Annotated in this window: 23 protein-coding genes and 1 tRNA gene; 19 read left to right on the top strand and 5 right to left on the bottom strand. The window is 60.8% G+C overall.

The genetic code is table 11. The annotated features are described in order from the left end of the window. Window positions 1–6: 6 nt before the first annotated feature. From ACXWTF_RS00930 to ACXWTF_RS00955, 6 genes are all read left to right on the top strand, one after another. The gene (locus ACXWTF_RS00930; RefSeq protein WP_461713171.1) at window positions 7–822 is read left to right on the top strand and encodes a DUF3108 domain-containing protein; all 816 of its coding nucleotides are present in this window, start codon (window positions 7–9) and stop codon (window positions 820–822) included. Window positions 823–901: 79 nt separating this feature from the next. Next, window positions 902–2,488 carry an FAD-dependent oxidoreductase gene (locus ACXWTF_RS00935; protein ID WP_461713172.1) on the top strand — a complete coding sequence of 529 codons (1,587 nt, stop codon included), beginning with the start codon at window positions 902–904 and terminating at the stop codon, window positions 2,486–2,488. Continuing rightward, on the top strand, window positions 2,470–2,613 hold the full coding sequence (locus ACXWTF_RS00940) for a hypothetical protein (protein ID WP_461713173.1): 144 nt from the start codon (window positions 2,470–2,472) through the stop codon (window positions 2,611–2,613). Before ACXWTF_RS00935 ends, ACXWTF_RS00940 begins: the two co-directional genes overlap by 19 nt. Beyond that, window positions 2,613–3,311 carry a succinate dehydrogenase/fumarate reductase iron-sulfur subunit gene (locus ACXWTF_RS00945; RefSeq protein WP_461713174.1) on the top strand — a complete coding sequence of 233 codons (699 nt, stop codon included), beginning with the start codon at window positions 2,613–2,615 and terminating at the stop codon, window positions 3,309–3,311. The genes ACXWTF_RS00940 and ACXWTF_RS00945 overlap by 1 nt, the downstream gene beginning before the upstream one ends. Window positions 3,312–3,399: 88 nt before the next feature. Then, entirely contained in the window at window positions 3,400–3,900 is a 501-nt protein-coding gene (locus tag ACXWTF_RS00950) for a YajQ family cyclic di-GMP-binding protein (RefSeq protein ID WP_461713175.1), read from the top strand. Window positions 3,901–3,912: 12 nt separating this feature from the next. Further along, window positions 3,913–4,623: a DNA-binding protein gene (locus tag ACXWTF_RS00955; protein WP_461713176.1), complete on the top strand. Its 711-nt coding sequence runs from the start codon at window positions 3,913–3,915 to the stop codon at window positions 4,621–4,623. A 28-nt stretch (window positions 4,624–4,651) separates the two neighbouring features. Here ACXWTF_RS00955 and ACXWTF_RS00960 read toward each other — a convergent pair whose 3' ends face one another. Together ACXWTF_RS00960 and ACXWTF_RS00965 are read right to left on the bottom strand one after the other, a co-directional pair. Beyond that, window positions 4,652–5,362, bottom strand: coding sequence for an SIMPL domain-containing protein (locus ACXWTF_RS00960; RefSeq protein WP_461713177.1), 711 nt, complete (start codon window positions 5,360–5,362; stop codon window positions 4,652–4,654). Window positions 5,363–5,383: 21 nt separating this feature from the next. Further along, complete coding sequence (locus ACXWTF_RS00965; protein WP_461713178.1) at window positions 5,384–8,191, bottom strand: helicase-related protein; 2,808 nt, start codon at window positions 8,189–8,191, stop codon at window positions 5,384–5,386. Window positions 8,192–8,263: 72 nt separating this feature from the next. On the opposite strand from ACXWTF_RS00965, the gene ACXWTF_RS00970 reads away from it, so the two are divergent. From ACXWTF_RS00970 to ACXWTF_RS01000, 7 genes are all read left to right on the top strand, one after another. Then, on the top strand, window positions 8,264–8,482 hold the full coding sequence (locus ACXWTF_RS00970; RefSeq protein WP_461713179.1) for a hypothetical protein: 219 nt from the start codon (window positions 8,264–8,266) through the stop codon (window positions 8,480–8,482). Between the two features lie 92 nt (window positions 8,483–8,574). Beyond that, a complete protein-coding gene (locus ACXWTF_RS00975; protein WP_461713180.1) occupies window positions 8,575–8,898 on the top strand; it encodes a hypothetical protein in 324 nt (107 codons plus the stop codon). Further along, on the top strand, window positions 8,885–9,202 hold the full coding sequence (locus ACXWTF_RS00980; RefSeq protein WP_461713181.1) for a DUF309 domain-containing protein: 318 nt from the start codon (window positions 8,885–8,887) through the stop codon (window positions 9,200–9,202). The genes ACXWTF_RS00975 and ACXWTF_RS00980 overlap by 14 nt, the downstream gene beginning before the upstream one ends. Continuing rightward, on the top strand, window positions 9,195–9,812 hold the full coding sequence (locus ACXWTF_RS00985) for an NAD(P)H-dependent oxidoreductase (protein ID WP_461713182.1): 618 nt from the start codon (window positions 9,195–9,197) through the stop codon (window positions 9,810–9,812). Before ACXWTF_RS00980 ends, ACXWTF_RS00985 begins: the two co-directional genes overlap by 8 nt. A gap of 65 nt (window positions 9,813–9,877) precedes the next feature. Continuing rightward, a complete protein-coding gene (locus ACXWTF_RS00990) occupies window positions 9,878–11,269 on the top strand; it encodes an NAD(P)H-hydrate dehydratase (protein WP_461713183.1) in 1,392 nt (463 codons plus the stop codon). Beyond that, window positions 11,266–11,859, top strand: a complete 594-nt coding sequence (gene purN / locus ACXWTF_RS00995) for a phosphoribosylglycinamide formyltransferase (RefSeq protein WP_461713184.1) — start codon at window positions 11,266–11,268, stop codon at window positions 11,857–11,859. The genes ACXWTF_RS00990 and purN overlap by 4 nt, the downstream gene beginning before the upstream one ends. Before the next feature lie 69 nt (window positions 11,860–11,928). Further along, on the top strand, window positions 11,929–12,708 hold the full coding sequence (locus ACXWTF_RS01000; RefSeq protein ID WP_345972787.1) for a thiazole synthase: 780 nt from the start codon (window positions 11,929–11,931) through the stop codon (window positions 12,706–12,708). A gap of 255 nt (window positions 12,709–12,963) precedes the next feature. On the opposite strand, the gene ACXWTF_RS01005 is transcribed toward ACXWTF_RS01000, so the two are convergent. Further along, on the bottom strand, window positions 12,964–14,157 hold the full coding sequence (locus ACXWTF_RS01005) for an acetate/propionate family kinase (protein ID WP_461713185.1): 1,194 nt from the start codon (window positions 14,155–14,157) through the stop codon (window positions 12,964–12,966). Continuing rightward, entirely contained in the window at window positions 14,154–16,259 is a 2,106-nt protein-coding gene (gene pta / locus ACXWTF_RS01010; RefSeq protein WP_461713186.1) for a phosphate acetyltransferase, read from the bottom strand. Before pta ends, ACXWTF_RS01005 begins: the two co-directional genes overlap by 4 nt. An 80-nt stretch (window positions 16,260–16,339) precedes the next feature. Here pta and ACXWTF_RS01015 point away from each other — a divergent pair, with 80 nt between their 5' ends. Genes ACXWTF_RS01015 through ACXWTF_RS01030 form a run of 4 tightly spaced genes read left to right on the top strand, consistent with a single transcriptional unit; the run spans window position 16,340 to window position 22,374 of the window. Beyond that, window positions 16,340–19,924: a DUF748 domain-containing protein gene (locus ACXWTF_RS01015; RefSeq protein WP_461713187.1), complete on the top strand. Its 3,585-nt coding sequence runs from the start codon at window positions 16,340–16,342 to the stop codon at window positions 19,922–19,924. Window positions 19,925–19,943: 19 nt separating this feature from the next. Continuing rightward, the gene (locus ACXWTF_RS01020; protein ID WP_461713188.1) at window positions 19,944–21,116 is read left to right on the top strand and encodes a type IV pilus twitching motility protein PilT; all 1,173 of its coding nucleotides are present in this window, start codon (window positions 19,944–19,946) and stop codon (window positions 21,114–21,116) included. 2 nt (window positions 21,117–21,118) lie between these two features. Continuing rightward, window positions 21,119–21,610, top strand: a complete 492-nt coding sequence (locus ACXWTF_RS01025) for a class I SAM-dependent methyltransferase (protein WP_461713189.1) — start codon at window positions 21,119–21,121, stop codon at window positions 21,608–21,610. Next, complete coding sequence (locus ACXWTF_RS01030; RefSeq protein WP_461713190.1) at window positions 21,610–22,374, top strand: tRNA (5-methylaminomethyl-2-thiouridine)(34)-methyltransferase MnmD; 765 nt, start codon at window positions 21,610–21,612, stop codon at window positions 22,372–22,374. The genes ACXWTF_RS01025 and ACXWTF_RS01030 overlap by 1 nt, the downstream gene beginning before the upstream one ends. A 48-nt stretch (window positions 22,375–22,422) precedes the next feature. Here the strand turns inward: ACXWTF_RS01030 and ACXWTF_RS01035 are convergent. After that, window positions 22,423–22,509: transfer RNA gene (locus tag ACXWTF_RS01035), tRNA-Leu, on the bottom strand. Between the two features lie 168 nt (window positions 22,510–22,677). Between ACXWTF_RS01035 and ACXWTF_RS01040 the strand changes: the two genes are divergently transcribed. Beyond that, complete coding sequence (locus tag ACXWTF_RS01040) at window positions 22,678–23,151, top strand: thioredoxin domain-containing protein (protein ID WP_461713191.1); 474 nt, start codon at window positions 22,678–22,680, stop codon at window positions 23,149–23,151. A 30-nt stretch (window positions 23,152–23,181) separates the two neighbouring features. Next, entirely contained in the window at window positions 23,182–25,236 is a 2,055-nt protein-coding gene (locus tag ACXWTF_RS01045; RefSeq protein ID WP_461713192.1) for an MMPL family transporter, read from the top strand. Window positions 25,237–25,241 lie beyond the last annotated feature (5 nt).

Below are 25,241 nucleotides of genomic sequence, written 5' to 3' on the forward strand. Positions count from 1 at the left end.
GTGCGTATGAAAAGTCTGCTGTTGTTGTTTGTTTTTATATCGGCGTTGATGGGTTCGGAGGCGGTGACGACCCGCTACAAGGTGATGCTTTCGCTCTTCGGGAAGGTCGGGGAGGCGAAGATCACTATCGCCGAGCGCGGGGATGAGTACCGCATGATCGTGGAGGATTACGCCACGGGGCTGGCGGCGAATATCTCGGGCAACGAACGGGACCGTTTTGTCAGCCGGGGCCATATCAAGGAGGGGATGTATATCTCCGATACCTTCGAGCTCTACCAGATCAATGACAGAACGATTGAATCCAACGTCTACGTTTTCGACCACGAGGCTGAAACGGTAACCCGTTTCCAGGACAAGAACGAGACGGTGACGGAGACGACCTTTGACGCGATGACCATGCGCCTGGTGGAGATGCAGACCCAGAAAATCAAGCAAAAAACCGAGGTCCTCGATTTTTACAGCCCCTACGACGCCCTCTCCGTCGTGCTGAGCATCCCTGCCCTGCTCAAGACGGAGTCACGGGTGGAGATCAAACCGGTCGGGCTGGCGAAGAAGGAACGCAAAATGTATATCGGTCGACCGCATACGTCAGTGGTGCCCGAACTGCTGGAGACGTTCCATACGCCGACGATCCGCAGTATTATCCAGCTGGACTCCTATGAACTGGAAGATGAGGACGAATACGGCGTGCTGATCGGTTACAACGCCCGGGGCGGGATCGATGAGGTCGTCACCAAGGAGACCTACTTCCTTATCGGCTTCGGACGGATCGAGAAGATCGGCGCGTCCTCCCGCAGCGTGGCGGAAATCTTTGACGAATAGGAAAGCGGTTTTCTTTAAAACGGACGCAACGCTTCCTAGGTTATGATGCGCGGTAAATTGCGGCCTTTAAAGGAGCGGAATGGTTGATGTATTAGTAGTCGGCGGCGGTGGTGCGGGCATGGCAGCGGCACTCTCCGCCAAAGAAGCGGGGGCATCGGTAGCGGTGCTTGGCAAGAGTTACCCCACAAGGTCGCAGACCTGTATGGCCCAGGGGGGTATCAATGCAGCGCTGGGCCATGCAGGCGAGGACAGTGTCGCGTCGCACATCGCCGATACGCTCAAGTCGGCCCAGGGGCTGGCCGACGAAGCGGCCGTAACGGCGCTCTGTACCGAGGGGATCGAGGCGCTGCGGTGGCTTGACGCGATCGGGGTCCCTTTCAGCCGCACTGCCGATGCGCAGATCGCCCAGCGGAAACTGGGGGGCGCCTATGCGGCACGCGCCTGTTACGCACAGGACTACAGCGGACTGAAAATCCTGCACACCCTTTACGACCAGTGCAACCGCGCGGGCATCCCCTTTTATAACGAACGTTTCCTGCTCGACATTATCGTGGAAGGGGGACGGGCCTGCGGCGTGAAGGTACTCGACATCCGCAGCGGCGAGGTCGAAGTGTATATGGCCGGCGCTGTGATCCTTGCGACCGGCGGCTACAGCAAGTTGTACGGCCGCCATTCGACCAACGCCGCCGGCAGCAGCGGCGATGGCCACGCGGCGGCGCTGCGGGCCGGGGCGCGGCTCAGCGACATGGAGTTCGTGCAGTTCCACCCGACGGGGCTGGAAGGCTCCTCCATCCTTATCTCCGAGAGCGCGCGCGGGGCGGGCGGTTACCTGCTGAACGGCAAGGGGGAGCGCTTTGTAGACGAACTGCTCCCCCGGGACAGGGTGGCGCGGGCGATCCACGCTCAGATCACGGCCGGCGAGAAGGTCACCCTTGATATTCGTCACCTCGGCGAAGCGTTTATCGACGAGGAGCTGCCCCAGGAGCGCAAGCTCGCACAGCGCTACGAGGGGGTTGATCCGGTCACCGACCCCATTCCCATCAAGCCGGTCGCCCACTATACGATGGGGGGCATCGAGGTCGGTGCGGATTCGCAGACGGCCGTGGCGGGACTCTTTGCTGCGGGCGAATGCGCCAATCACCGCGTCCACGGGGCGAACCGCCTCGGCGGGAACTCCCTGTTGGAACTGATCGTTTTCGGCCGTCAGGCGGGGACGAATGCAGCGACTGCGGCGAAGAGCGCCGGCATTGACGTCGCGCCGGCTGCAGCGGAAGCCCCGGAGCTGGAGGCGTGTTTCAACGACGCCCCCGAGGTCGACTTCTACGCCCGCCGCGACACGCTGGCGACGCTCTTTTACGAGCAGGTCGGGCTGGTGCGTGACGCCGACCGGCTGCGCTCGGCGCTCGACGCGGTCAAAGCGATGCAGGCGGAACTGCCGAAGATGGGCGTCGCGGACCGCAACGGCGCCTACAACACCAACCGGACGGATTTCCTGGAGTTCATGAACCTTCTCACCGTGGCCGAAGCGGTGGCGGAGGGGGCGCTGCGCCGGGAAGAGAGCCGGGGGGCGCACTACCGCAGCGATTTCCCGGAAGCGGACGCCGCCCTGGCCGTGCATTCGCTCAGCTGTATCAAAGAGGAGGGACTGTGTTTCGATTTCCAATGATCTGTTCGGATGACGTAGATAAGGATTTCCTCGACGAGGAGGAAACGGAGTGGGAAGACGCCTGCTGCGAGGATCCCTATTGGGACGATGATGAGGATGACAACGAAACGGAGTGGTGCGACTGATGAAAATTGCAGTAAAAAGAGGTGAGGAAACCGTCAACTATGATGTCGATTTCGACGGAACGCTGCTGGAGCTTCTCACCCATATCAAGACGCATGTCGATCCGAGCCTGACCTTCGCGTCGGGCTGCCGCTCCAGCGTCTGCGGCAGCTGCGCCGTGCGGGTCAACGGCACCGAAGCGCTTGCCTGCAGCTACAAGCCTGCCGACGGCGATCTGATCGAGCCGCTGCGTAACGCCGAAGTGCTCCGCGACCTTGTTGTCAACATGGACCGTCCCCTCTCCTTCAATGCCGGGGCGCAGGCATGGATCGACCCGGTCAGCGGCGCGATCCGCATGGGGCACGCTGAGGAGAAGGCGAACGAGCTGCAAAGCGACTGTATCCTCTGCGGCTCCTGCTACAGCGCCTGCCCCGTCTACGCTGTCAAACCGGACTTCGAGGGACCGTTTGCCCTGACGCGCAGCTGGCGCTATGTCAGCGACGCCCGGACGGAGGATGTCCGCGGCAAACTCGAGGCAGTCCAGCAAAACGGCATCTGGGACTGTACGCTGTGCAACGAGTGCGTCCCGGTTTGTCCCCAGGGGATCGCCCCCAAGCAGGATATCAACATGCTGCGTACCAAGAGCGGCATGGAGGGGTTCATGGATCCGAACATGATGGGCGGCTTCGGGGGCCTGGACTTCGGAGCGCCGAGTTTTTGACCTTCTCCTTCCCGGCCGCAGCCCCTGCGGCCAAACCCCTTAAGCTCATTTTGTTATAATCGGTTTGAATGACAAACAGAGGTGTTATATGGCAGCAAAAGAGCACAGTTTCGATATTTCCGCCAAGATCGACATGCAGGCGTTCAAAGACGCGATCGTCCAGGCCGAGCGTGAGGTGGCGACCCGCTATGATTTCAAAGGGCTCACGGCCGATATCGACTACAGCGAAAAAGCCAAAACATTGACGTTAGTAAGCGCGAGCGACAACAAACTCGAGGCGCTGGAGGACATTGTTATCGGCAAACTGCTCAAGCGGGGTCTCACGTCAAACGTCCTGGACAAACAGGGGAGCGAAGACAGCAGCGGCGGTAACCGTAAAGCGCTCTTTAAAGTGGTCGACTACATCGAGGCCAAAGAGGCGAAGAAGATCGCCGCCGAGATCAAGAACCTCAAGCTGAAGGTGACGGCGCAGATCGAGGGTGACCATATCCGGGTCAAGGGGAAGCAGCTCGACGATCTGCAGAAGGTGATCCGGGCGATCCGCGGGATGGAGTGGGACGCCCCGCTCGTCTTTGAAAATATGCGCTAAAAGGAGCAGGTAATGTCCAAGATGACGGTCGCCGAAGCGGCAGAACATTTCAAAGTCTCCAAAGAGGCGATCCATAACCGGATTCGCCGCGGGACCCTCAACAGCGTTATCGAGAACGGCGTGAAGTACGTCCTGCTCGCCGATGCCAAACCGGCTGTGGCGGCAGACAGCCGTTTCCACGATTACATTGAGAAAGAGAACGAGCGTCTCAAGACGAAGAACGAGCAGCTCGAGGCGGAAGTGAACCGTCTCCGCGACCAGCGCGAAGCGATGCTGATCGCCGAACGCGAAAAGGTCGAGCAGATCTACAAGGAGCGCGACGAACAGCTCAAGAATGTCCTGCAGGTTTTCGCCTCGAAGCTGTTGCCCGAACAGGCGGCCGCGGCCGTCGTCGACGAGGCGGTCTCCGCGGAGATCGTCGAATCAGCCCCAGAGGCGCTCAGTGAAGAGGAGTTCGAGGACGGCATTATCGAGGAGAGCAGTGATGAGGGTGTTGCGGAGGAGGCGGCAACGGACAGCGCCGATCCTTTCGCGGACGACGACTTTGATGATCTCGTTTCCCTCAAAGACTTCATGAAGCTCAAGGGGTACGGCAAAAAACACCGCAAACGGGTCAAGGAGCGTTTCGAATCCCGGGCGGATGAGGACAGCCGTATTCTCACGCGCGGCGGCAAACTGCACCTGCGCCCCTACCACTACGACTACAGCGACCTGCTGAAATAGACGCGCCCGTCCGGCGCTTCCCCCTCATTTAATCCGACAGATAGTAGCTGACCGTCGAAACGATCCTCACCTTTTTGATATAGGGCGTGGAGCTGTCGCGGTCGGTGATGGAGAACTGCCCCTGGCGGGCAGTTTTGATCTTGCCCAGGCGGCTGGCGGAGTCCTTGGCAAACTTCTCGGCCACGACGCGGGCGTTCCGCGTTGCCTCCTCAATCATAGAGGGTTTGAGGCTGTTGAGCCCGGTAAAGAGGAACTGGGTGCGGTGCTGGTAGTTCTGGCCGGAGAGCGCGATGCCGTCTTTGCCCAGGTCGGCGATCTCTTTCATGCTCTGCCGGACGGCATCGATCTTTTCCGTATAGACGGTGACGACCGTTGCGGCCGTGTAGCGGAACGCGATATTGGCCGTATTGCCGTAGTTCTGGGCCTGGCGGTCAACAATGGAAGGCGGCGAGACGGTGATCTCGTCCCCGCTGAAACCGTGCGCCTTTAAAAAGGCGGTGACGGCGGCGCTTTTGCGTTCGACGGTCGCATAGAGGGAGCCCAGATCGTTGCCGGCTTCGTCGAATTTGATGGGCCAGATCGCCTTGTCCGCGCTGACCTCGCGCTCGGCCAGTCCTTTGACGGTGACGACCCGCTCCATCCCCTTGACGGTCAGCGCGGCGGTGGAGAGCAGGTAGCCGAAAAGCCCGAGGCCGAGAAAGATAAAGAGGCCGAGGATGGCGGCGGTCGATTTTTGCATGATCTTCTCCTTGGGGAGCGGTTACGCCCGGAATTTTCCCTGTTTAGTGCTTTTACCGCTGCGTTTTTCGCGGTTGAGGCGGCGGAAGCAGCTCTGGCAGATGGCGTACTCGGAGTTGAGTGGCAGCGGTTTCGTACATTGGCGGCAGCGGGGGACAAACTCGCTCTTTTTCAGGGAGGTCTCGATGAAACGGTTGAAGGTGCCGCGCCATTCACGGGCCTTCTCCGTATCGACGAAGGCGTCGGTGAAGCGGTAGGCGAGCCAGAGGTAGAGGGAGATCTCCTTGACCCGGTCCTCGGCTTCGAGAAGCTCGTCGGTCGTGAGGGCGTACTCGCCGAGGTGCGCCGGCGGGATATAGGCGATCGGTTTGGCCTGGGCCAGCGAACGCACGTAGCGCTCGTAGGCCGCGACGATATAGGGCGATTTGAGCGTCAGCGGCGCGGCGGCGAGGTGGAATTTCGCCGTCAGGTCAAGCTCGTACCGGTCGACGATGGCGGCCGCTTCGAGCATGGACTCGAGGTTGGCGGCGCGGAAAGGACCGGTGAACTGCATGTTCTTGACAAAGAAGGTGAGAATCTCTGCGAGCGACTCCTCCTCCAAAATCCCCGCGACGAGTTTGATGTGCTCCAGGTTGGCCATGACATTGAAAGGGACCGTCACGGGGCGGGCGGGCTTGTGGAACTGCTTGTGGATCATAGAGAGGACATCGGGGCGGATGGCGCCGACATGCCCCTTCTCCTTGATGCCGTAGCGGCCGGCCCGCCCGCTGATCTGGTGGATCTCCGAGGCGGTCAGCGGGCGCTGGTTCTCGCCGTCGAACTTGTCGCCCCGGGAGAAGAGGATGGTCTGGATGGGGAGGTTGAGCCCCATGGCGATGGCGTCGGTGGCGACGAGGACCTCGGTCTCCCCTTCGCGGAAGCGGCGCGCCTCCTCCCGCCGCACTTCGGGGGAGAGGTTGCCGTAGACGACGCTGACGCGGAAGTGCTGGGCGAGCTGCTGTTTGAGCCGCAGCACCTCTTTGCGCGAAAAAGCGATGACGGCGGTGGCGGGCTGGATATGGGTGACGGGGGTGGCCTGGGTCATCAGCTCCAGCGGGTTTTTGCGTTCGCAGTGCACGATTTCCAGCGGTTCGCCGAGGTAGTCGGCCAGCTTCTGCACCGCGTCGACGGCATTCTCCGAGCCGGTCATGATGACGGTCTTGGCGGGGGCGCCGATAATGGCATTCGCCCAGGCCCACCCCCGGTCCCGGTCGCCGAGCATCTGGACCTCGTCGATGACGCAGACGTCGACATCCGTGTTGAAATCGAGCATCTCGATGGTCGAGCTGATGTGCGTCGCCTCTTCGTCGATAAGCTGCTCCTCCCCGGTAATGAGCGAGGCGCCGATACCGTGTTCGCGCAGGGATTCGTACCCCTCCAGTGCCAGCAGCCGCAGGGGGGCGAGATAGTAGCCGGTGTCGGCCTTCTCCAGCGCCTGCATCGCCCGCCAGGTCTTACCGCTGTTGGTCGGGCCGGTGTAAAAGATGAGCCTGCGGCGCAGTTCACGGGCGAGGGGGAAGAGGTTCTTGAAGTCGCGGATGGTGCGGGCCAGCAGCTCCTGGCGCTGGCGCTTCAGGAGGGCGTCGTGGATGTGGCGTTCCCAGTGAAAAAGGGTCTTGCGCCAGAGTTTGGAGTTGATGCCGAGGTGCTCGCCGAGGTGTTCGGCGAGCTCGCCCTCCAGCCACTGCAGGATCTCGTCGCGGGAGGGGTTGAGCAGTTTGGCCAGTTCGGCGCACTCGTCGGCTAGGGTCTGCAGCTGCGTCGTAAAGGCTTCCCGCTCGTTTTGCAGCGCGGTATCGAGCCCGCCGGTCACGTCAACCGGCTCGCCCCGCCAGACGGCGGCGAGGACGGGGTCGCGCAGCAAGGAGAGATGGGCTTCGTGTTCGACGGGGTGTTTGAACCCCTCCGGGATGAAGCCGTCGCGGATGCCTATAACGATCTCCTCGTCGGTCTGCAGCATCGTGCTGAGCGGGGTCTGCTGTTCCAAAACGGTGCGCAGGAGGCTGTCGGGCAGCGGCGGGAGGGTCAGGCGGCCGTCGGGCGGCGCGCTTTTGAGGGTCTGGACGATCTGCTCGGGGGTCAGGTAGGGGTGGGACGCGTCGAGGGAGGCGAGAAAGGCGGTCAGTTCGGCCTGCTTCTGCTGCGTCACCTCCGCCTTGGCCGCCGTGATCTCCGCGACCAGCTCCGCCTCGTCGCTGTCGTTCAGGTAGGTGAAGGAGAAGGCAGGGGTTTTCAGGGGGTGGATCTTGCGGAACTGCTCCCCGAAAAGGTCGTAATCGAGCAGGGCGTTGAACTCGAAGCGGTCATCAAGGTCGAAGCGCCCCTCGCACGCCTTTTCGATGCGGGCACGTTTCTGCTCGAAGCGCAGGTGTGCGAGCTTGGCTTCCATTTTTTCGGGCGTGATCTTTTTCGTGCGTACTTCGATGAAGCTGTTGTGCAGGGCGCGGGCCTCGGAGGGGGTGACGTTCATCGTCTCCAAGATCGTATCGATCTTTTCGCTGCGCTCGACGGAGGGCTCCTTGGTGCGGGGGGAGGGGTAGACCCGCCCCTCGGCGGTAAAGAAGGCCGTGATCGCCTGCCTCAGGTCGATGTCGGCGTCGCTCCAGAGGCGCCGCAGCGTCCGGACAAGCTCCTCGCGCTCCCAGCTGTCGGGGACGACCCCCAGCGTCTGGACGAGTTCGCCAAGGGTCCCCGTCTCGACCCGTTCGATCCCTTCATCGAATCCGTCCCCGTCGAAATAGCGGCGGATGGAGGCGTTAAGGCGGGTCAGCTTCTTTTTCTTTTTTGCCATAAGCCATTGTAGCGCCTTGCGGGTAAAATCCGTTATAGTTTCTGCCGTGATTCTACGCATAAGGAGACCCGGATGCACGAAGAGATCAAATTCGTTCTCGACCACGAAACGGTCGAAGCGCTTCAGACCTACAGCGCCCTGCTGAAAAAAGAGCCTTCCGATATCATCAAGGAGGCCCTGCAGGGGTATTTCGAAGCGGCCGAACAGCAGCTGCTCCATAAGGCATCGCAGGAGACGGACCCGATGACGGACCTCGATTACGACGAGTTCTGGGACGGGGTGGACCTCTAGAGGGGCACTCCTTTTATGAAAGAAAGCGGAGGGTGTCAGAATAACGTGCGGCACTAACGTTCCTTTCAACCCGCCCCTGCTAGAGTAACGCCATGAGTGAATTTCCCCTGGAATGGACGCAGGAAGAGTACCTGCGCGAAAAGAAGCGGCTCGAGGCCGAAGGTGTCAAGGTCCTGCTGATCGATACGATCCTCAACCCCATCGACCATGCCGAGACGGTGACGTACAATCCGCCGATGCTGGAGAAGGAACCGGAGGGTTCCGTCTTCGTCTTTTACTGCGATACAGGCAAGGCCTCCAAGGAGCGTCTCCCGGAGTTCCGCAAGCGCTTCCCCGGCAAACACTGCATCTCCCTGCGGGGCGGACGCGGCTACTGGCGCAAATACCTGCAGGTCAAAGACAGTGCTGACGCGTGAGCACGCCGATGCGTTTCTCGCCTGTCTGGACGAGGAGCGCTACTACGACGCCCACGAGGCCCTGGAAGATATCTGGTTCCCCCTGCGCATGCAGAAGACACCGGAGGTGCTGCTGCTCAAAGGGCTGATCAACGCGAGCGTCAGTTTCGAGCTGCACAAGCGCGGCCGGCCGCACAAATCGCCCGGACCGTGGGGCGTGTACATGAAGTACCGCACCTACCTGCCGCAGATCGGCGGGCAGAACCCGCTCTATTTTGAACTTGACGATGCCGTCCATGCCGTGCAAAGGAGACTCAGTGCCTGATTTCGCCGACGCCATGGCCTTCCGCCACGCCTGTAAACGTTTTACAGAGGAAAAAATCCCCGAAGCGACCTTTGACCGGATCCTTGAATTCGGCCGGATGTCCCCCTCGTCGTTCGGGATGGAGCCGTGGCGCTTCATGGTCGTGACGGATACGGCCCTGCGCGAAGCGCTGCGTCCGCTCTGCTGGAATCAGCCCCAGATCACCGAATGCAGCCATCTGCTCATCATCACCGCGGACAACGAATGCATCAAACCGGGCAGCGAATATGTCCGGGAGATGTTTGCGCGCCGGGGGCTTCCCGAAGAGGCGTACGAGCGATACCTCGACGTCTACGCAAACCACATGGGTCCGCAGTTTCACAGCCGTGAAGCGATCGAGGCCTGGACGCACAAGCAGTGCTACCTGGCGGCGGCGAACATGATGACGGGCGCGGCGTCGCTGCAGATCGACAGCTGCCCCATCGAAGGGTTCGAAAAGGAGAAGGTGGAGGCGCTGCTGGCCCTCGAGCCGGCACGCTCCGTCGCCCTCATCGTCGCCTTCGGCTACCGCCTCAACCCACAGCCAGGGCACTATCGGCTCGACCTCGACACGATCGTCGAACGGCGGTGACCCCACCTATCCTGCCGATCCGCTTTTAGCCGAATCGGCTATAATATGGCAAAAACGGAACCCCCATGCAGAACCTATTCGACGAAGTTGATGCCCTGGACAGACGCTGTTACAACAGCTACGGACTCAGCGAAGAGCTGCTGATGGAGCACGCCGCCGAAGCGATGGCGGTCGCCGTGCGGGAGCGTTTTGCCGCCGGCAGCCGCGTCGTCATCGTCTGCGGCCCCGGCAATAACGGAGCCGACGGCCTTGCCCTTGCCCGATTGCTGCACGGCACCTACGGGGTGGAAGTCGTCATGCCGCTGGAGGCAAAGTCGCCGATGGCCCACGTGCAGTTTGAACGCCTTGAGAAACTGGGCGTCCCCGTCGTCGATGCGATCACCCCCTGCGACGTTCTGGTCGACGCGCTCTTCGGCAGCGGCCTGGGGCGGCCGCTGGGAAGCGGGATCATCGGCATGATCAAGCTGATGAACGCCATGAGTGCATTCAAACTCGCCTGTGACATACCTACAGGGCTGCGGACGGGAGGGAGCTGTGATGCGGCGGTCTTCCGCGCCGATCTGACGGTGACGATGGGGGCGCTCAAACGGGGTATGTTCAGCGACGCGGCCAAAAACGCGGTGGGCGAGATCACCGTGGCCGAGCTGGGCGTTTCACGTGCGATGTATGAGCGGGAGAGCAACTGGAAACTGTTGGACCGCAGCGACCTTCGCCTGCCGCTGCGCGACGAACCGGACGTGCACAAGGGGAGTTTCGGGCATCTCGGCATCGTCTGCGGCGAAAAGAGCGGCGCGGCCGTCATCGCCGGCAAAGCGGCGCTGCGTTTCGGGGCAGGACTGGTGACCCTGCTCTCCAACGAAGAGGTCGCCATCCCCTATGAGCTGATGCAGTCGCACCTGCGCCCCGAAACGGTCAACGCCGTCGCCATCGGCATGGGGCTGGGGCAGGAGTTCGCCGAACAGGAGCTCAGAGAACGGATCGATGATGATATCCCCCTGGTCTGTGACGCGGATATCTTCGCGCACCCGATGCTGGGGGAACTCCTGAAGCGCAAACGCATCGTCCTCACCCCGCACCCCAAAGAGTTCACCACCCTGCTGAGCCGTACGGGGATTGCCAATACCGATGTCCGGGGCCTGCAGCTGGACCGTTTCGGCTTTGTCGAGGCCTTCTGCCGCGCCTACCCCGACGCGGTACTGCTGCTCAAAGGGGCCAATGTGATCATCGGGCAGGGGGAGCGCTTCTATGTCAATCCCCACGGTACCAACGTCCTGGCCAAAGGGGGCAGCGGTGACGTCCTGTCCGGCCTTGTCGGTGCCCTGCTGGCCCAGGGCTATACGCCGCTGGACGCTGCTATCCATGCCTCGCTGGCGCACACCGAGGCCGCCGCGCGTTATGAAAAACAGCCCTACGCGCTGACGCCGGACGATCTGATCGACGGGGTCTGCTGCCTATGAAGCCGCGCGTTGTCATTTTGTTCAGCGGGGAGGGGACCAACCTTCAAAAGCTGCTGGAGACCCTCCCCCCTTTGGGTATAGAGGTGGCCGCCGCGATTACGAACCGGCCGCAGGCCCCCGGCATCAAACGGGCGGAATCTTTCGGGGTCCCGGTGGAGGTGATCGACCATACGCTGTATGAGAGCCGCGAAGCGTTCGACACCGTGCTGGTCGAGCGGATCGAGAAATACGGCCCCCACCTGACGGTAACGGCGGGCTTTATGCGCATCCTGACCCCCGTATTCACCGACCGTATCCGTGCCGTCAACATTCACCCCTCGCTGCTGCCGAAGTACAAGGGGGCGCGGGCGATCGAGCAGGCCTATGAGAGCGGGGACAGCGTCTGCGGCGTCAGTGTGCACTGGGTAACGGGGGAACTCGACGGCGGTACCGTCATTGCCCAGTCCTCGTTTGAACGGACGGAGGAGATGGATGCAGACGCCTTCGAAGCGGCCATTCATACCCTGGAGTACGAACTGCTTCCCAGAACCGTTGCCGAGCTGCTGGAGCGCGGGGACGGATTAGAGGCTGCCGTTAGGGCTTTAGCGTAAGATACGTTATAGATTAGCTGTGTTATAACCCGGCAGCATTTGGGCGATTTGCCCATGAGGAGAGAGAATATGAGCGATACACTTAAAATCGGAAAATATGAGTTCAACAGCCGCCTGATCGTGGGCAGCGGGAAGTACAAAGATTTCGAAACGACGAAGGAGGCGACACTCGCCTCGGGGTCGGAGCTGATCACCGTTGCCGTCCGCCGTCTGAACATCACGGACCCGAACAAAGAGAACCTGCGCGATACCTTCAAAGGCACAGGCGTACAGTTCCTGCCCAACTCCGCGGGGTGTACGACGGCCGAGGAGGCGATCACGACCTTCCGTCTGACCCGTGAGGCGACGGGCATCGACCTGATCAAGCTCGAGGTCATCGGCGATACGCAAAAGACCCTTTACCCGGACGTGCTTGAAACGATCAAGGCGTGCGAGGTCCTGGCCAAGGACGGCTTTACGATCATGGCCTACACTTCCGATGACCCGATCATGGCCAAGCGCCTCGAAGATGCCGGCGCGCACGCCATTATGCCTTTGGCTGCACCTATCGGCTCAGGCCTGGGGATCCAGAACCGCTACAACGTCGTCTTTGTCCGCGAAGCGGTCAGCGTCCCGGTCATCGTCGATGCCGGCATCGGCTGCGCTTCGGACGCGGCGGCGGCGATGGAACTGGGGGCCGAAGGGGTCCTCACCAACACGGCGATCGCCCAGGCGAACGACCCGATGACGATGGCGGTGGCGATGAAGCATGCCGTTATGGCGGGCCGCATGAGCTACCTCGCCGGGCGTATCCCGAAGCGTCCTTACGCGACGGCGTCATCTCCGATCGACGGGATGATCCAGTTCTAAGGGGACTATGGTCCCTCTCTACATTGCGACATCTCTTTCTGTGTGTTTGTTCCCCTTCTTTTTTACGACGAGGCATTTAGTGCCTCGCATGTATTGCGCTTTAGCGCTTATGCTCATACAAAAAAGAAGCCGAACCGGGAAGAAAAAAGTACGAAAAAGCTGCCGCGCCGTTTTGTTTCAATAATGCCTTGTATATGTTACTACTGTGTTGGACGCTCCACGGGTAATACTCAACAGTAGTCTATTTCTACGTTTCTATCTTCCCTGCGTCAGGTAGGGCAGGCACTGCCGTGCGATGGAGTGCTCCTCGTCCGTGGGAATGACATGCAGCTGGCTTTGGCTGCTTTCGGCGTGGAATGCGCCGCCCTCATCCGTCAGATTCTCATTTTTTAGCTTATCGGTCTCGATCCCCAGTATATGCAGCCCTTTGCAGACGGCATGGCGGACGGCGGCACTGTGTTCGCCGATGCCGCCGGTAAAGACGACGGCGTCCACGCGGTCGAGCAGTACGGCGTAGGCGCCGATATATTTACGGATGCGGCGGACGAAGAGTTCGAAGGCGAGCAGGGCTTCGGGGTCTTCGTCGCGCATCCGGTTTTCGATATCGCGCATATCGTTGGTCCCGGCGATTCCTTTCAGACCGCATTCACGGTTGAGGAGGGTGTCGAGCTCCTCCGCACCCATACCCGTTTCGCGCGACAGGTAGGCGAGCAGGCCCGGGTCGATATCGCCGCTGCGCGTTCCCATCACAAGCCCTTCGAGCGGGGTGAAGCCCATCGAGGTGTCGATGCTGCGGCCGTTGCGGATGGCGCAGGCGCTGGCCCCGTTGCCCAGGTGCAGGGTGATGAGGTTGACGGCGTCGAGGGATTTGCCCATCCGGGCCGCGCATTCAGCCGCGACGTAGGCGTGGGAGGTGCCGTGAAAGCCGTAGCGGCGGACGGAGAGTTCGCTGTAGAAACGCTCCGGCAGGGCGTAGCGGAAAGCGGAGGGGGGCATGGTGTGGTGAAATGCCGTGTCAAAGACCGCGATCTGCGGGACATGGGGGGCAAGGCTCCGCATGGCCCGGATCCCTTTGGCGTTGGCCGGGTTGTGCAGAGGGGCCAGCGGACTGAGGGCTTCGATGGCCTCCAGCACGCCGTCGTCAATGCGCACGGGCCCGCTGAAGCGCTCGCCGCCGTGGACGACCCGGTGGCCTATGCCCTCAAGGGCGTCGAAACTGTCGATGAAGCCGTTGTCGATCAGCAGGTCGCGGACCACAGCAAGTGCGGCGTCATGATCGGCGACGGGCAGGTCGAGGCGGACGTGTTCCTGGCAGCCGTGCAATATGGCATGGGCATCGTCACGGCCGATATTCTCCACGAGGCCCGAGACGATCACCTGTTCCGAACGCATTTCAAAGAGTTTAAACTTCACCGACGAACTGCCGGCGTTGATGACGAGGATCTTCACGAGTGGTTCTCCTGTGCCTGGATGGCGGTAATGGCGACGGTGTTGACGATGTCGGCGACGCTGCAGCCGCGGCTGAGGTCGTTAACGGGACGGTTCAGCCCCTGCAGCACAGGACCGACGGCGACGGCTCCCGCGGAGCGCTGGACGGCCTTGTAGGTGTTGTTGCCGGTGTTGAGGTCGGGGAAGATGAAGACCGTAGCCTGTCCCGCCACCGAACTGCCGGGCAGCTTCTGCGCCCCGACGTCGGGGTCGATGGCTGCGTCGTACTGGATAGGGCCGTCCACGGCAAGGTCTGGGCGCTGTTCCCGTACCAGTTTTGTCGCTTCGCGTACCTTCTCGACGTCACTGCCCACCCCGGAGTCCCCGGTGGAGTAGGAGAGCATCGCCACGCGCGGAGCGATGCCGAAGCGTTGCGCCGTTGCCGCCGAGGCGATGGCGATCTCGGCCAGCTGGGCCGCATCGGGGTCGGGGTTGACGGCGCAGTCGGCATAGACGAGGACCCGGGTGTCGAAGCACATGAAAAAGCAGCTCGAGACGAGGGTCTGCCCCGGGGCCGTTTTGATCGTCTGAAGGGCGGGAAGAATGGTTTCGCGGGTCGTATGCGTCGCGCCGCTGACCATCCCGTCGCACAGGCCCTCCGCCACCATCATCGTCGCGAAGAGGGTCGTGTTGCCCAGGGCGTCATAGGCGGCTTCGAGGCTGACCCCCTTGTGGGCGCGGAGCCTGGTATAGGCTTTTGCCAGGTGACGTTTCTGCTGTTCGTCGTCCGGGTCGACAATCATCGCCCCGCGCAGGTCGAGTCCCAGGGCCGCGGCGCGTGCCGCGATCGTCTCCGCTTGGCCCAGCAGTGCGATGCCGACGGCCCGCCGCCGCAACAGGATGTCGGCGGCCCTGAGGATGCGGTCGTCGGAGGTTTCGGGCAGGATGATCGTTTTGCGATCGCCCGCCGCCCGGGCAAAGAGGCGGTGCTCGAACATCGCCGGGGTCACGATCCCGGCTGACGCGGCGGTGAGCTTGGCTTCGATCATCTCCGCGTCGACGTTCTGGTTGAAGACCCCCAGCGCCGTAGCGATCTTCTTGGGGGCCGTGGCATCGATGCGTGCGGGGAAAGCACGGACCATCTGGACGGCCTCGATCGTCTCTTTGGGCAGGTACAGCAGCGGGATCTGCATGGCATCCAGCCCTTTAAGCAGTTCAATCATGCTGTTTGCGGGGGGTGTCTCACCCGTCAGGAGGACGGCGCTGACGGCGGGGAAGTTCCCGGCATAGTTGGCGGCCGTGGCACCGAGAATGATGTCGGCACGGTCCGAGGGGGTGATGATGAGGTCGTTGGGGCGGATATACGTCAGGAAGTGTTCCAGGTGCATGGCGGCGACGCGTGGCTGGTCGATAAGGCGGTGCAGCTGTTCGTCGGTACCGATCAGCACCTCCGCGCCGATACCTTCGGCGAGCTGGAGAACGTTGGGACGGTCAAGGGTCGTCACTTCAGGCAGCAGGACGACCGGTTCGGGGATCTCCGGGCAGATGTTCTGGTCCCGGCGGTGGGTTTCGTAGAGCGCGGTGTCGCAGCGGTTGGCAAAGAGCATCATGAGCGAGACGCCCTGTTTTTTGATGGCATAACTCCAGAGCCTCAGCGCCTCTTGAAGCCCCGTTCCATCCATCCCGCGGGCGGGGACGACCCCGATGACGGGTGCCGCAAGGTTTTTGGCGATCTCGACATTGAGGTCGAAATCGATCAGCTGTGCGAGGGATTCGTTGACCACGCCCTGGCAGAGGACGAAGTCGTACGTTTCGAGCAGGGTGTCATGCCGCTCGATGATCGTCTCCATCAGTTGGTCGATCTTCCCCTCGGAGAGCAGGGTCTCCGCCTCGGAGACGGTCAGGCCGACGGCGCTCTCGTAGGGCTGTTCCAGCGCAAAATGGCTGAGAATGGTCCGGGTATCGGGATCTTCTCCTTCGGCATCGGTGATCAGCGGGCGGAAAAAGGCGACCCGGCCGTGTAGGCGGAGCAGCAGTTCGGTCATGCCCAGCGCCACAAGGATACTGCCGGCGTTGCGGGTTTTGGCGACAATGTAGAGTGAGCGTGCGGTTTCGGCATTCATAGCGGTAATTTACCATAAAACTGTTAGCCCTTCATTACCAGCTGGGGTATAATGTGAGCAGAAACGACAAGGAGACGGTTATGAAACGGTGGATCCGGCGCATTCTGCTCGGCGTGCTCTCGCTTTATCTTCTGGCGGCACTCTTCGCCGTTCCCTACCTGATCCGCACGAAAGTGCCGGAGCTGGTCGGGGAGATGACCGGGGGGACACTGGAGATCGACGGGGCCCAGTTCAACCCTTTCATCCTCGACCTGACGGTGGAAGGGATCCGTTTTGCAGACCCGCACGGCGAACCGCTGGCGAGTCTTCGGCGTCTGGACGTCAATGTCGATGTGCTTCACCTGTTGTGGGGGGAGGTCTCCGTCGAGTATTTCGGGCTGCGGGGACTGCGCCTCTCGATTGTGCAGGAGCCTGACGGGGGGTTCAACTTCGACTGGCTGACCCATCTGGGCAGCGCAGATACGGCGGAAATACAGACGCCTCCCGCGGAGACGAACGGGAGTGCCATGCCCTCCTTGCGCCTGGAGACGTTCGAGCTGGAAGACGGCGGGATCACCTTTACCGACCTCTCCCGCCCTGTGCCGCTGCAGCTGGATTTCTCGCCCATCGGCCTCGATCTGCACGATATCGATACCGGGGGCGGCGGCGACAATGAACTGCACCTCTTTGCCCATACCGAGGGGGGCGGACTGCTCGACGTCAAAAGCCGTGTGCATACGTTTGAACCCTTCGCCATCTCGGGTACGGTCGATTATGATGCCGGGCGGCTCTATGACGCCTGGCACTTCCTGCGCGAGATCAGCGCCCTGGAGGTGGCGGACGGCCGGATGGAGCTGCACTTTACCTATGACATCAATCTGGCGGAGTTGAACGCGACTGCCATCGACGACCTGCGCTTCGCTCTCAACCGCCTTCGCGTCAAACCCAAGGCGGAAAACGCGGATGTGCTGCGGGTGGCATCGCTCACGGTCGAAGGGGGACCGATTCGGCCGCTCGCGCAGTTCGGCCGGATTGACACGGCGGGCATCGAGGGTCTCTATGTCGATCTGAAACGCCACAAAGACGGCAGCCTCAACTGGGCACACTATTTCCCCAAGTCGGATGACGCGGACGTTTCCGCCGCACCGGCTACGGACACAACGGCGACAGCTTCCACCCCGTGGGATCTGCTGATCAGCCGGGTGACGCTGCGGCATATCAAGGGGCATTTTGAGGACAGCAGCGTCCGCCCGGCCGTGCAGCTTGCGCTGGATGATTTCAACCTGACGGCACACCGTGTCAGTGCGCTTCCGGCGACGCCGCTCGCCTATGACATGGCATTGCAGCTTAACAAAACGATGCGCTGCCGGGCGGAGGGGCGGCTTTCGCATACCCCGCTGGATGCCACCGCCCTGGCATCGTGCAGCGGGCTGGACGTGACCTGGTTCAACCCCTATATCGATGCCGCCGCCGATGCTGCGCTGGCCCGGCATGACGTGGTGCTGCGCAGTGCCGTACTGGGCGCGGCCGCGGACGTCACTGCCAGCGAAGCGAACGCATCGGTCGCCGTTACCGTCAACGACGCCAATGCGACGCTGCACTCCTTGCTGCTGACACCCAAAAGTTCGAAACGGAAACTGGCCGCTTTCGATGCCCTCTCCGTCACGGGGGTGACCGCATCGACGGCAACGAAACAGGCCGGGGTCGGCCGGATCGTACTTGAAAAGCCGCAGGTCAATCTGCGCCGGGAGCGTGACGGCAGCATCGATGCTGCACGGCTGGTCAAAGCGAAACCGGCGGTGCCGGCCAAACGCGGTGCCGCGAAAAAGGCGCAGCAGGCGGAGGCTCCCTGGAACGCCGCCATCGAGAAGATCCAGGTCCGAAACGGTGCCGCTTCCTTCCGCGATGCCGCCATCGCGCGCACGACAACGACGCGGGTGCAGCGTTTTGATCTGGACGTGAACGGCGTCACGACGGACTCCTCCCGCGCCATCGGAGTGCAGGGCAGTTTCCGCATCAACGGCGACGGGCGGGTACGTGCGAAAGGGTCGCTTGTGCCGGAACCGCTGAAGGCGACCACCGACTTCAGCGTGTCGGGGCTGCGCCTGAAACCCTTCAGTCCCTATGTGGAAGAGGGGATGTTCATCCGGCTCGACGACGGGCGTGTCGGCCTGAAGGGGCAGACGCGCTATCGCCCGTCGAAGCGTGCGGCAGACCTGCGGCTGCGCGGTGATTTCAGCCTGAACGACCTTCGGGTCAATGATACCCGCGACGGGACGCCGCTGGTCTCGTTGAAGACGCTGGGGGCGAAAAAACTCCTGTTCGAACTCGCTCCCGACCAGTTCTATGTCGACAATGTGACGATGGGCGGCTTCTTCAGTTCGATCCTGATCGATGCGAACAAAACACTGAACCTCGCAACGCTGATGCGTCCTTCGAAGAGAGCCGCGGCGCCGAAGCGGGCGGAAAAAGCGGCCGAAGCGCCCACGCAGCCCTTCCCCGTGCGCATCATGAAATTTACGCTCTACAACGGGGCGGTGCACTTCGCCGACGATTCGCTGCCACTCCCCTTTGACACACAGATCCATGACGTCAACGGCGAGGTGCTGGGGATCTCGACGCTGCCCGGGGATACGACCTATCTGCAGGTGGCGGGGGAGATCGACGAGTACGGCGCCGCGCGGGCGGAAGGGAGCCTCAATACGGGCGATCCGAAGGCCTTCACCGACATCGGGGTCAACTTCCGCAACATCGAGCTCAAATCCTACTCTCCCTACTCGGGTAAGTTCGTCGGCCGTGCGATCGACAGCGGGAAACTTTCGGTGACGCTGCGCTACCGGATCGTCAAGGGCGCGATGCAGGGGGACAACGGGATGGTCATCAACAAGATCATGCTCGGTGACAGCATCGAAAGCAATGAGTCGGTGAGTCTGCCGCTTGATTTCGCCATTGCCCTGCTTGAAGACCGTGACGGCGTTATCGATATCGACATGCCGGTCGAGGGGGACGTGAACAACCCGGAATTCAAATGGGGCAAGGTGGTCTGGAATGCTTTCGTCAATCTGCTGACCAAGGCGGTCACGGCGCCGTTTGATCTGATCGGTTCGATGCTGGGTATCGAAGGCGACAGCCTCAAAGAGGTCGTTTTCGCCGCGGGATCGCCGGCGGTCGACCCTGTGGCGCGTGAACGACTCGATATGCTGGCCAAGGTAATGATCAAACGTCCGAAACTCGCCTTGACGCTCCAGGGAACGTATGACCCGAAAGCGGATGCCCATGAACTGAAGAAACAGGCGTTGGTCCGTGACGTGTTGGCACAGCAGGGCGAAGATGCCGCGTCGACGGAAAACGTGCTGGTCCCGCGGCTGCTGGAACCGCTTTTCGAACAGCGGCTGGGCGAGGAAGCGCTTGATGCGCTCGAAGAGGAGGTCGATGCGCTGGACGAGGACCGTAAAACGCGGAAGCGGATCTACCGGGAGAAACTGGTGGCCAAGATGATCGCGAGCCAGCCGCTGCCTGAGGGGGCGCTGGAGGCACTGGCCCATGCCCGGGCGGCGGCGATCCGCAACTATATGATCGCCACACACGGTATGGAAGCGGGCCGGTTCACCGAGCGTGATCCGGAAGCCCTGAGCGGTGAAAAGGGCGAGGTGCCCTCACGCCTCGGCCTTGACGCGGCAAAATAGATTATGGTAGAGTCGAAACATGATAAATGGTAGCAGTGACCCGGTTCTGATCCTGGAACATTATTTGGACAAACTCGTCGAGAAAGAGGGGAGTGACCTCTTTGTCAAAAGCAGCGCGGTCGTAACGGCGCGGATCGAGGGGGAGTTGAGCCCGCTGACGGACGAGACGCTCAGCGCTTTTGCCGTCGAAGCGATCGCCCGCCACATTCTCGGGGCGCAGTATGAAACCTTCGAACAGCAGTTCGAGTACGACACGATGTACGTGCTCAATGCCGAAAGCCGTTTCAGGGTCAACCTTTTCTGGCACCTGGACGGGATCGCGATGGTTTTCCGCCTCGTCCCGTTGGAGATCAAGTCGATCGAGGCGCTGAACCTGCCCGAACAGCTGCACCGCCTCACAAAACTGCAGCGGGGGCTGGTCCTGGTGACGGGAACGACGGGGAGCGGCAAATCGACGACGCTCGCATCGCTCATCGAGGAGATCAACCGGGAGCGCCGCAAGCACGTCATCACGATCGAGGACCCCGTCGAGTTCGTCCACATCGATAAAAACTGCGTCATTGAGCAGCGCAACGTCGGGCTGCATACGAAGGGCTTCAACCAGGCGTTGCGGGCGGCGATGCGCGAGAACCCGGACATCATTATGGTCGGGGAGATGCGTGACTTAGAGACGGCCGAAAACGTCCTGCAGGCCGTCAATACCGGGCACCTCGTCTTTTCGACCCTGCATACGCTCGATGCCAAAGAGACGATCGACCGTCTCATCGCCATCTTCCCGCCTTTCGAGCAGGAGCGGGTGCGTCTCAACCTGGCCAGCAACCTCGAAGCGGTCATCTCCCAGCGCCTCATCCATGACAAGAACGGCAGCCTGGTCCCCGCCTGCGAAATGCTGTTCCGCTCGCCGATGGTCGAGCACCTGATCCGTACCAAGCGGGATTTCGAGATCAGCGACGTCATGGCCAACGAGCACTCGCACTTCGGTTCGACGACCTTCAACCAGGCCCTCTTCGAACTCTGCCTCAAAGATGTGATCTCCGAAGAGGTGGCCTACAGCCAGAGCGGCAGCCCGACGGACCTGCAGCTGATGTTCGCGCAGAGCAGCGAATACCAGAAAAAGATCGGCAACACGCTCGAGAACATCAAAGAGGAAGTGGGCCTCAAGCAGCCGCCGCCGCTGGTGGAACCGGAGTAGGCTTGGAGCAGTTTTTAGACCTTTTTACGCCGCAGCCCGGCTATAAGATCCTTGACATCACTGCCCATACGGATGCCCTTAGCGAGGCGCTGCTGCAGCGGCTGGGGCCGGTGAACGGCCGTCTGGCGCTGGCGCAGTACCCGGGGGAGCATCTGCCGATCCCGGAGGCGACGGGGGCGACGCTGCAGCGGCAGACAGTGCCCGATTTTTCCAAACCCTTCCGCGCCCTGCCGCGGGATAACGACATCGTTTTCATCCGCGACGTCCTGCACCGCCACAGCCAGCCCGAACGCATTTTACGTGCCATCTACACGACCCTGGCCAACGCCGCCGAAGTGATCATTGTCACGGAGGCCGGAGCAGCCGACCCCGAGGCGCAGCTTGCCCTGCTGGAGCAGGCCGATTTCCGCGCCGGCAATATCATTGAAGAGGTCGCCGAGGGGGTGACGGTCGTCATGGGCAAAAAGATGCATATGTGGGGCAACGGGCTCTGATGCCGCGTTTTGACGATGCGCTGCACCAAAGCGTGCGCAGCGAAGACGGTTCGAACACCGCCTATTCGGTCGAGTACGGGGAGCATTACCACTCCACCAAGGATGGAGCGCTGACGGAGTCGCTGCAAAAGCACGTCGTCCCAGCCTTCTCCTGTTTCGAAGCGGCACCGACGCTGCGCATCCTCGACATCTGTTTCGGGTTGGGGTTCAATACGCTCGCAACGCTCTATTATATGCGCGAACAGGGGATCGACAAAGGCATCGAGATCGTCTCCCCCGAGCTTGACGAGACGTTGGTGCGCTCACTGGGCAGTTTTGAATATCCGGAGATATTCCATTCCTTCCTGCCGATCATTGAATCAATCAGTCAAACGGGCGTCTACGAAGATGAACGGCTGAAGATCACGGTGCTGTTCGGCGATGCACGCCGAACGCTGCCGACCCTGGAGGAACCTTTTGACATTGTCTACCAGGACGCCTTCAGCCCGGAGCACAACCCGATCCTCTGGACCTCCGAGTATTTTGCCGAGCTGGCGCGCCTGACCCATGATAAAAGCGTCATTACGACCTACTCGACGGCCCTGCGGACCCGTCTGGCCCTTTATGAGAACGGGTTCAACGTCTACCTGAACAAAGGGGAGGGGTTCCGTAACGCGACGGTGGCGTGCAAAAGCGGACTGCCGCGCTTCGAGAAGGTGGACATGGCGCACAAGATGGCCTGTAATCCGGATGTCAAAAGTCTGCGGGACGCTGATCTGGTTTGAATGGTTGGTGTTTTAGAAAGCTTTTTTTGTTTGGGAAAAGTTTGATGATGGTGCGCTCGAGAGGACTTGAACCTCCACGGCCGTTAAGCCACTAGAACCTGAATCTAGCGTGTCTACCAATTCCACCACGAACGCACATTGGTAAAGAGAGCGTAATTATACGCTAAAATCCTTAAAGAAAACAAAAATAGAGCCGGCCTTGCCGAGGTATTGTCGCACTTTCTATGGCGCACTAAAACATCCTGTGTAAAAAATATTCAGAAGCGTTTTGGTTATGTCGTCTAATTGGTTTACAATCTGACTATGAAAAGTCTCATTTTTGCGTTATTGCTGATCGTCTCTATTGTCCACGCGGAGCAAAAGAAGACGCATCTGCAGCTCCCCTACGCGAAGGCGATGGCCCTGCTTGAAGGGATCAGGCAGGAGGCCATCATCCTGGGAGAGGGGGGTACGGATGTGTATGTCTTCGTCGATCCGCTCTGTCCCCATTCGCGCAAATTCATCCGGATGGTGTCGCAGAATGCGCAGATGCTTTCGAAATACAGGTACTACATCTACCTCTACAGCATTCCGCGCCTGCATTCGGAACGCACGGTCTCGGCCATCTTCACCTCAAAGCAGCCGGCGCAGACCCTGCTGAAAGTGATGGTCGGGGCGGAGCCCCACGCGGCGGATGTGACCGCGCCGACACAGAAGCGGGTCGATGCCATTGCGGCCGTCGCCCGTGAAATGGACGTTTACAAGCGTCCTTATCTTATGGTGGCACTGCGCCCCTAGCGAGGCAGTATGTATTATCAAACTCCCGATGTGACCCGGTATGTCGATGGCGTGACCCGCTTCAGGGGCTATATCATCGCCGCCTACCTGTTGCTCTTCTTCGCGGTCGTGGCCGTGTATCACCCCCGGGTCCTCTCCTCTGACGCGATGTTCTGGCTCAAAGACTCCGCCGAGATGCAGCGGAGCGAAGCGAACCTCTATACGCCCCATCTGCTCTCCAAACTGACGGTCCATGTCGATACCTTCGATGAAACGACGCGGGAGGCGCTGCACAGGCTCAATGACCGTCTTATGGCACTCGAGGGGGTGGATGAGGTCTACTCGCTCTTCAGCAAGGAGCAGAGTGCGATCGGCGGTGGTACGGAGATGGTGGGTGTGGTCAGTACCGGCGACCTGGACACCTACCGCCTGGAAAAGCTCGTCAAGGAGCGTTATAACGCCTATGGGAACGTCGTCGATGCCGATTTCAAAACGTTCCGTTTCTTTATCAGTGCACAAAGCGCCGTCGACATCGGCGGCCTGGAGATTCCGGGCAGCTACAGCTACACCGCGACGAATGAGAGCGTCGACTGGCCGGAGCTGATCCGTTACGGGGTTGTCCTGCTGCTGACCATCTTCATGGTTTTCCGGTTCCTTTTCAGGAACTATATCTCCGCGATCAGCGCGGTCGTCGTCATCACCCTCAGTACGCTCTTTACCTTTGCGCTGATCTACGGGCTGACGGGCATCAATGCCGTCCATATGACAATGCCCTTCATCACCATCAGTATCGTCCTTGTGGATTTCCTTTTCTTCTACTACCGCTGGCACGTTTCCCAGTACAAGATCGACAAGCGCAACGCCCTCATCAAGATGCTCAACCGCAGCTCCGCACCGGCGCTCTGGACTTCCGTCATTACGACCCTCGGGCTGGGAAGCCTGCTCTTTATCGATTCGGACATCATCCGGCTGCTCTGCCTGGGGGTGATCTTCTCCTCCATTGTCGGCTATCTCATCAACCTTACCTTTCTGCCGGCGCTGCTGAGCTACTTCGAGTTGGAGCATACCCACATCCCCTATGCGAAGATGGGCTACTTTTTCGCGTCGAGCGAGCTGCACTACAACCGGAAGTTTCTCCACCTCTTTCTCGGGGCGACTTTCGGGCTGATGGTGCTGGGGGGCTCGATGATCTACGGCGAAAGCAGCCGCTTTTTCAACCTTAACGTCGTCAACGACCAGATCCAGCTCAAGATCCCCTATGCCCGCATCGACCTCGGACTGATCCGTTCCATCAACCGTTTTACGGAAGCGATAGGGGAGAAGTTCGGGGACGGGCTGGGGGAGGTGGTCTCCCTCGCGACGATCGTGCAGAGCCTTAACGATGCCAACTCCCAGACGGGTGCGCTCGATGACGAGGCGCTGATGCAGGCGCTCTTCTACCTCGACCTCTACGGGATGCAGAAGAGCTATTACGATGCGGATGCGGTCAATATCCGGATCAACCTCTTTGATGTCGACAAACTGGAACTGATCGACTGGCTGGCGCGCTACAGCGCGCTCGATATCTACTTTGTGGACAAAGAGACGTTGCTCGACAGCGCGAAGTTCAACAAGACGCTGCTGCTCTCCACGTCGCTCTTTTCGGCCCTGCTCGTTATCGGGCTCATCACGGGGTGGATATTCCGTTCCGTTGCCATGGTCTTTGTCGGCTTCATCGTCAATGCCGTACCGATCGCCTGGTTCGGCCTGCTGGTGAGGCTGCTTGACGTACCGTTGAGCCTGGAGATGCTCATTGCCATGACGATTGCCGTGGGCCTGGCCTCGGACGCGACGATCCACTTCGCGTACAAGTATTTCCGTGCGCGCTATATCGGGCGGAGCCGGAAGCATGCCCTGGAGAAGATGTATTTTTATTCGGGGATCCCGGTCATTATCGGGTCGGCGGTGCTCATTGCCGTTTTCTCGGCGCTCTACCTGTCATCCCTGCAGTCGCTGCAGCTCATCGGCCTCTACAGTGCCGTGCTCGTGTTTATCTCGCTGCTGACGGACCTCTTTGTTCTGCCCGTCATGCTGCTCTTTATCGACCGGTTCGACCGGGGAATCTAGTGCCT

This window comes from Thiomicrolovo sp. ZZH C-3, assembly GCF_054862725.1.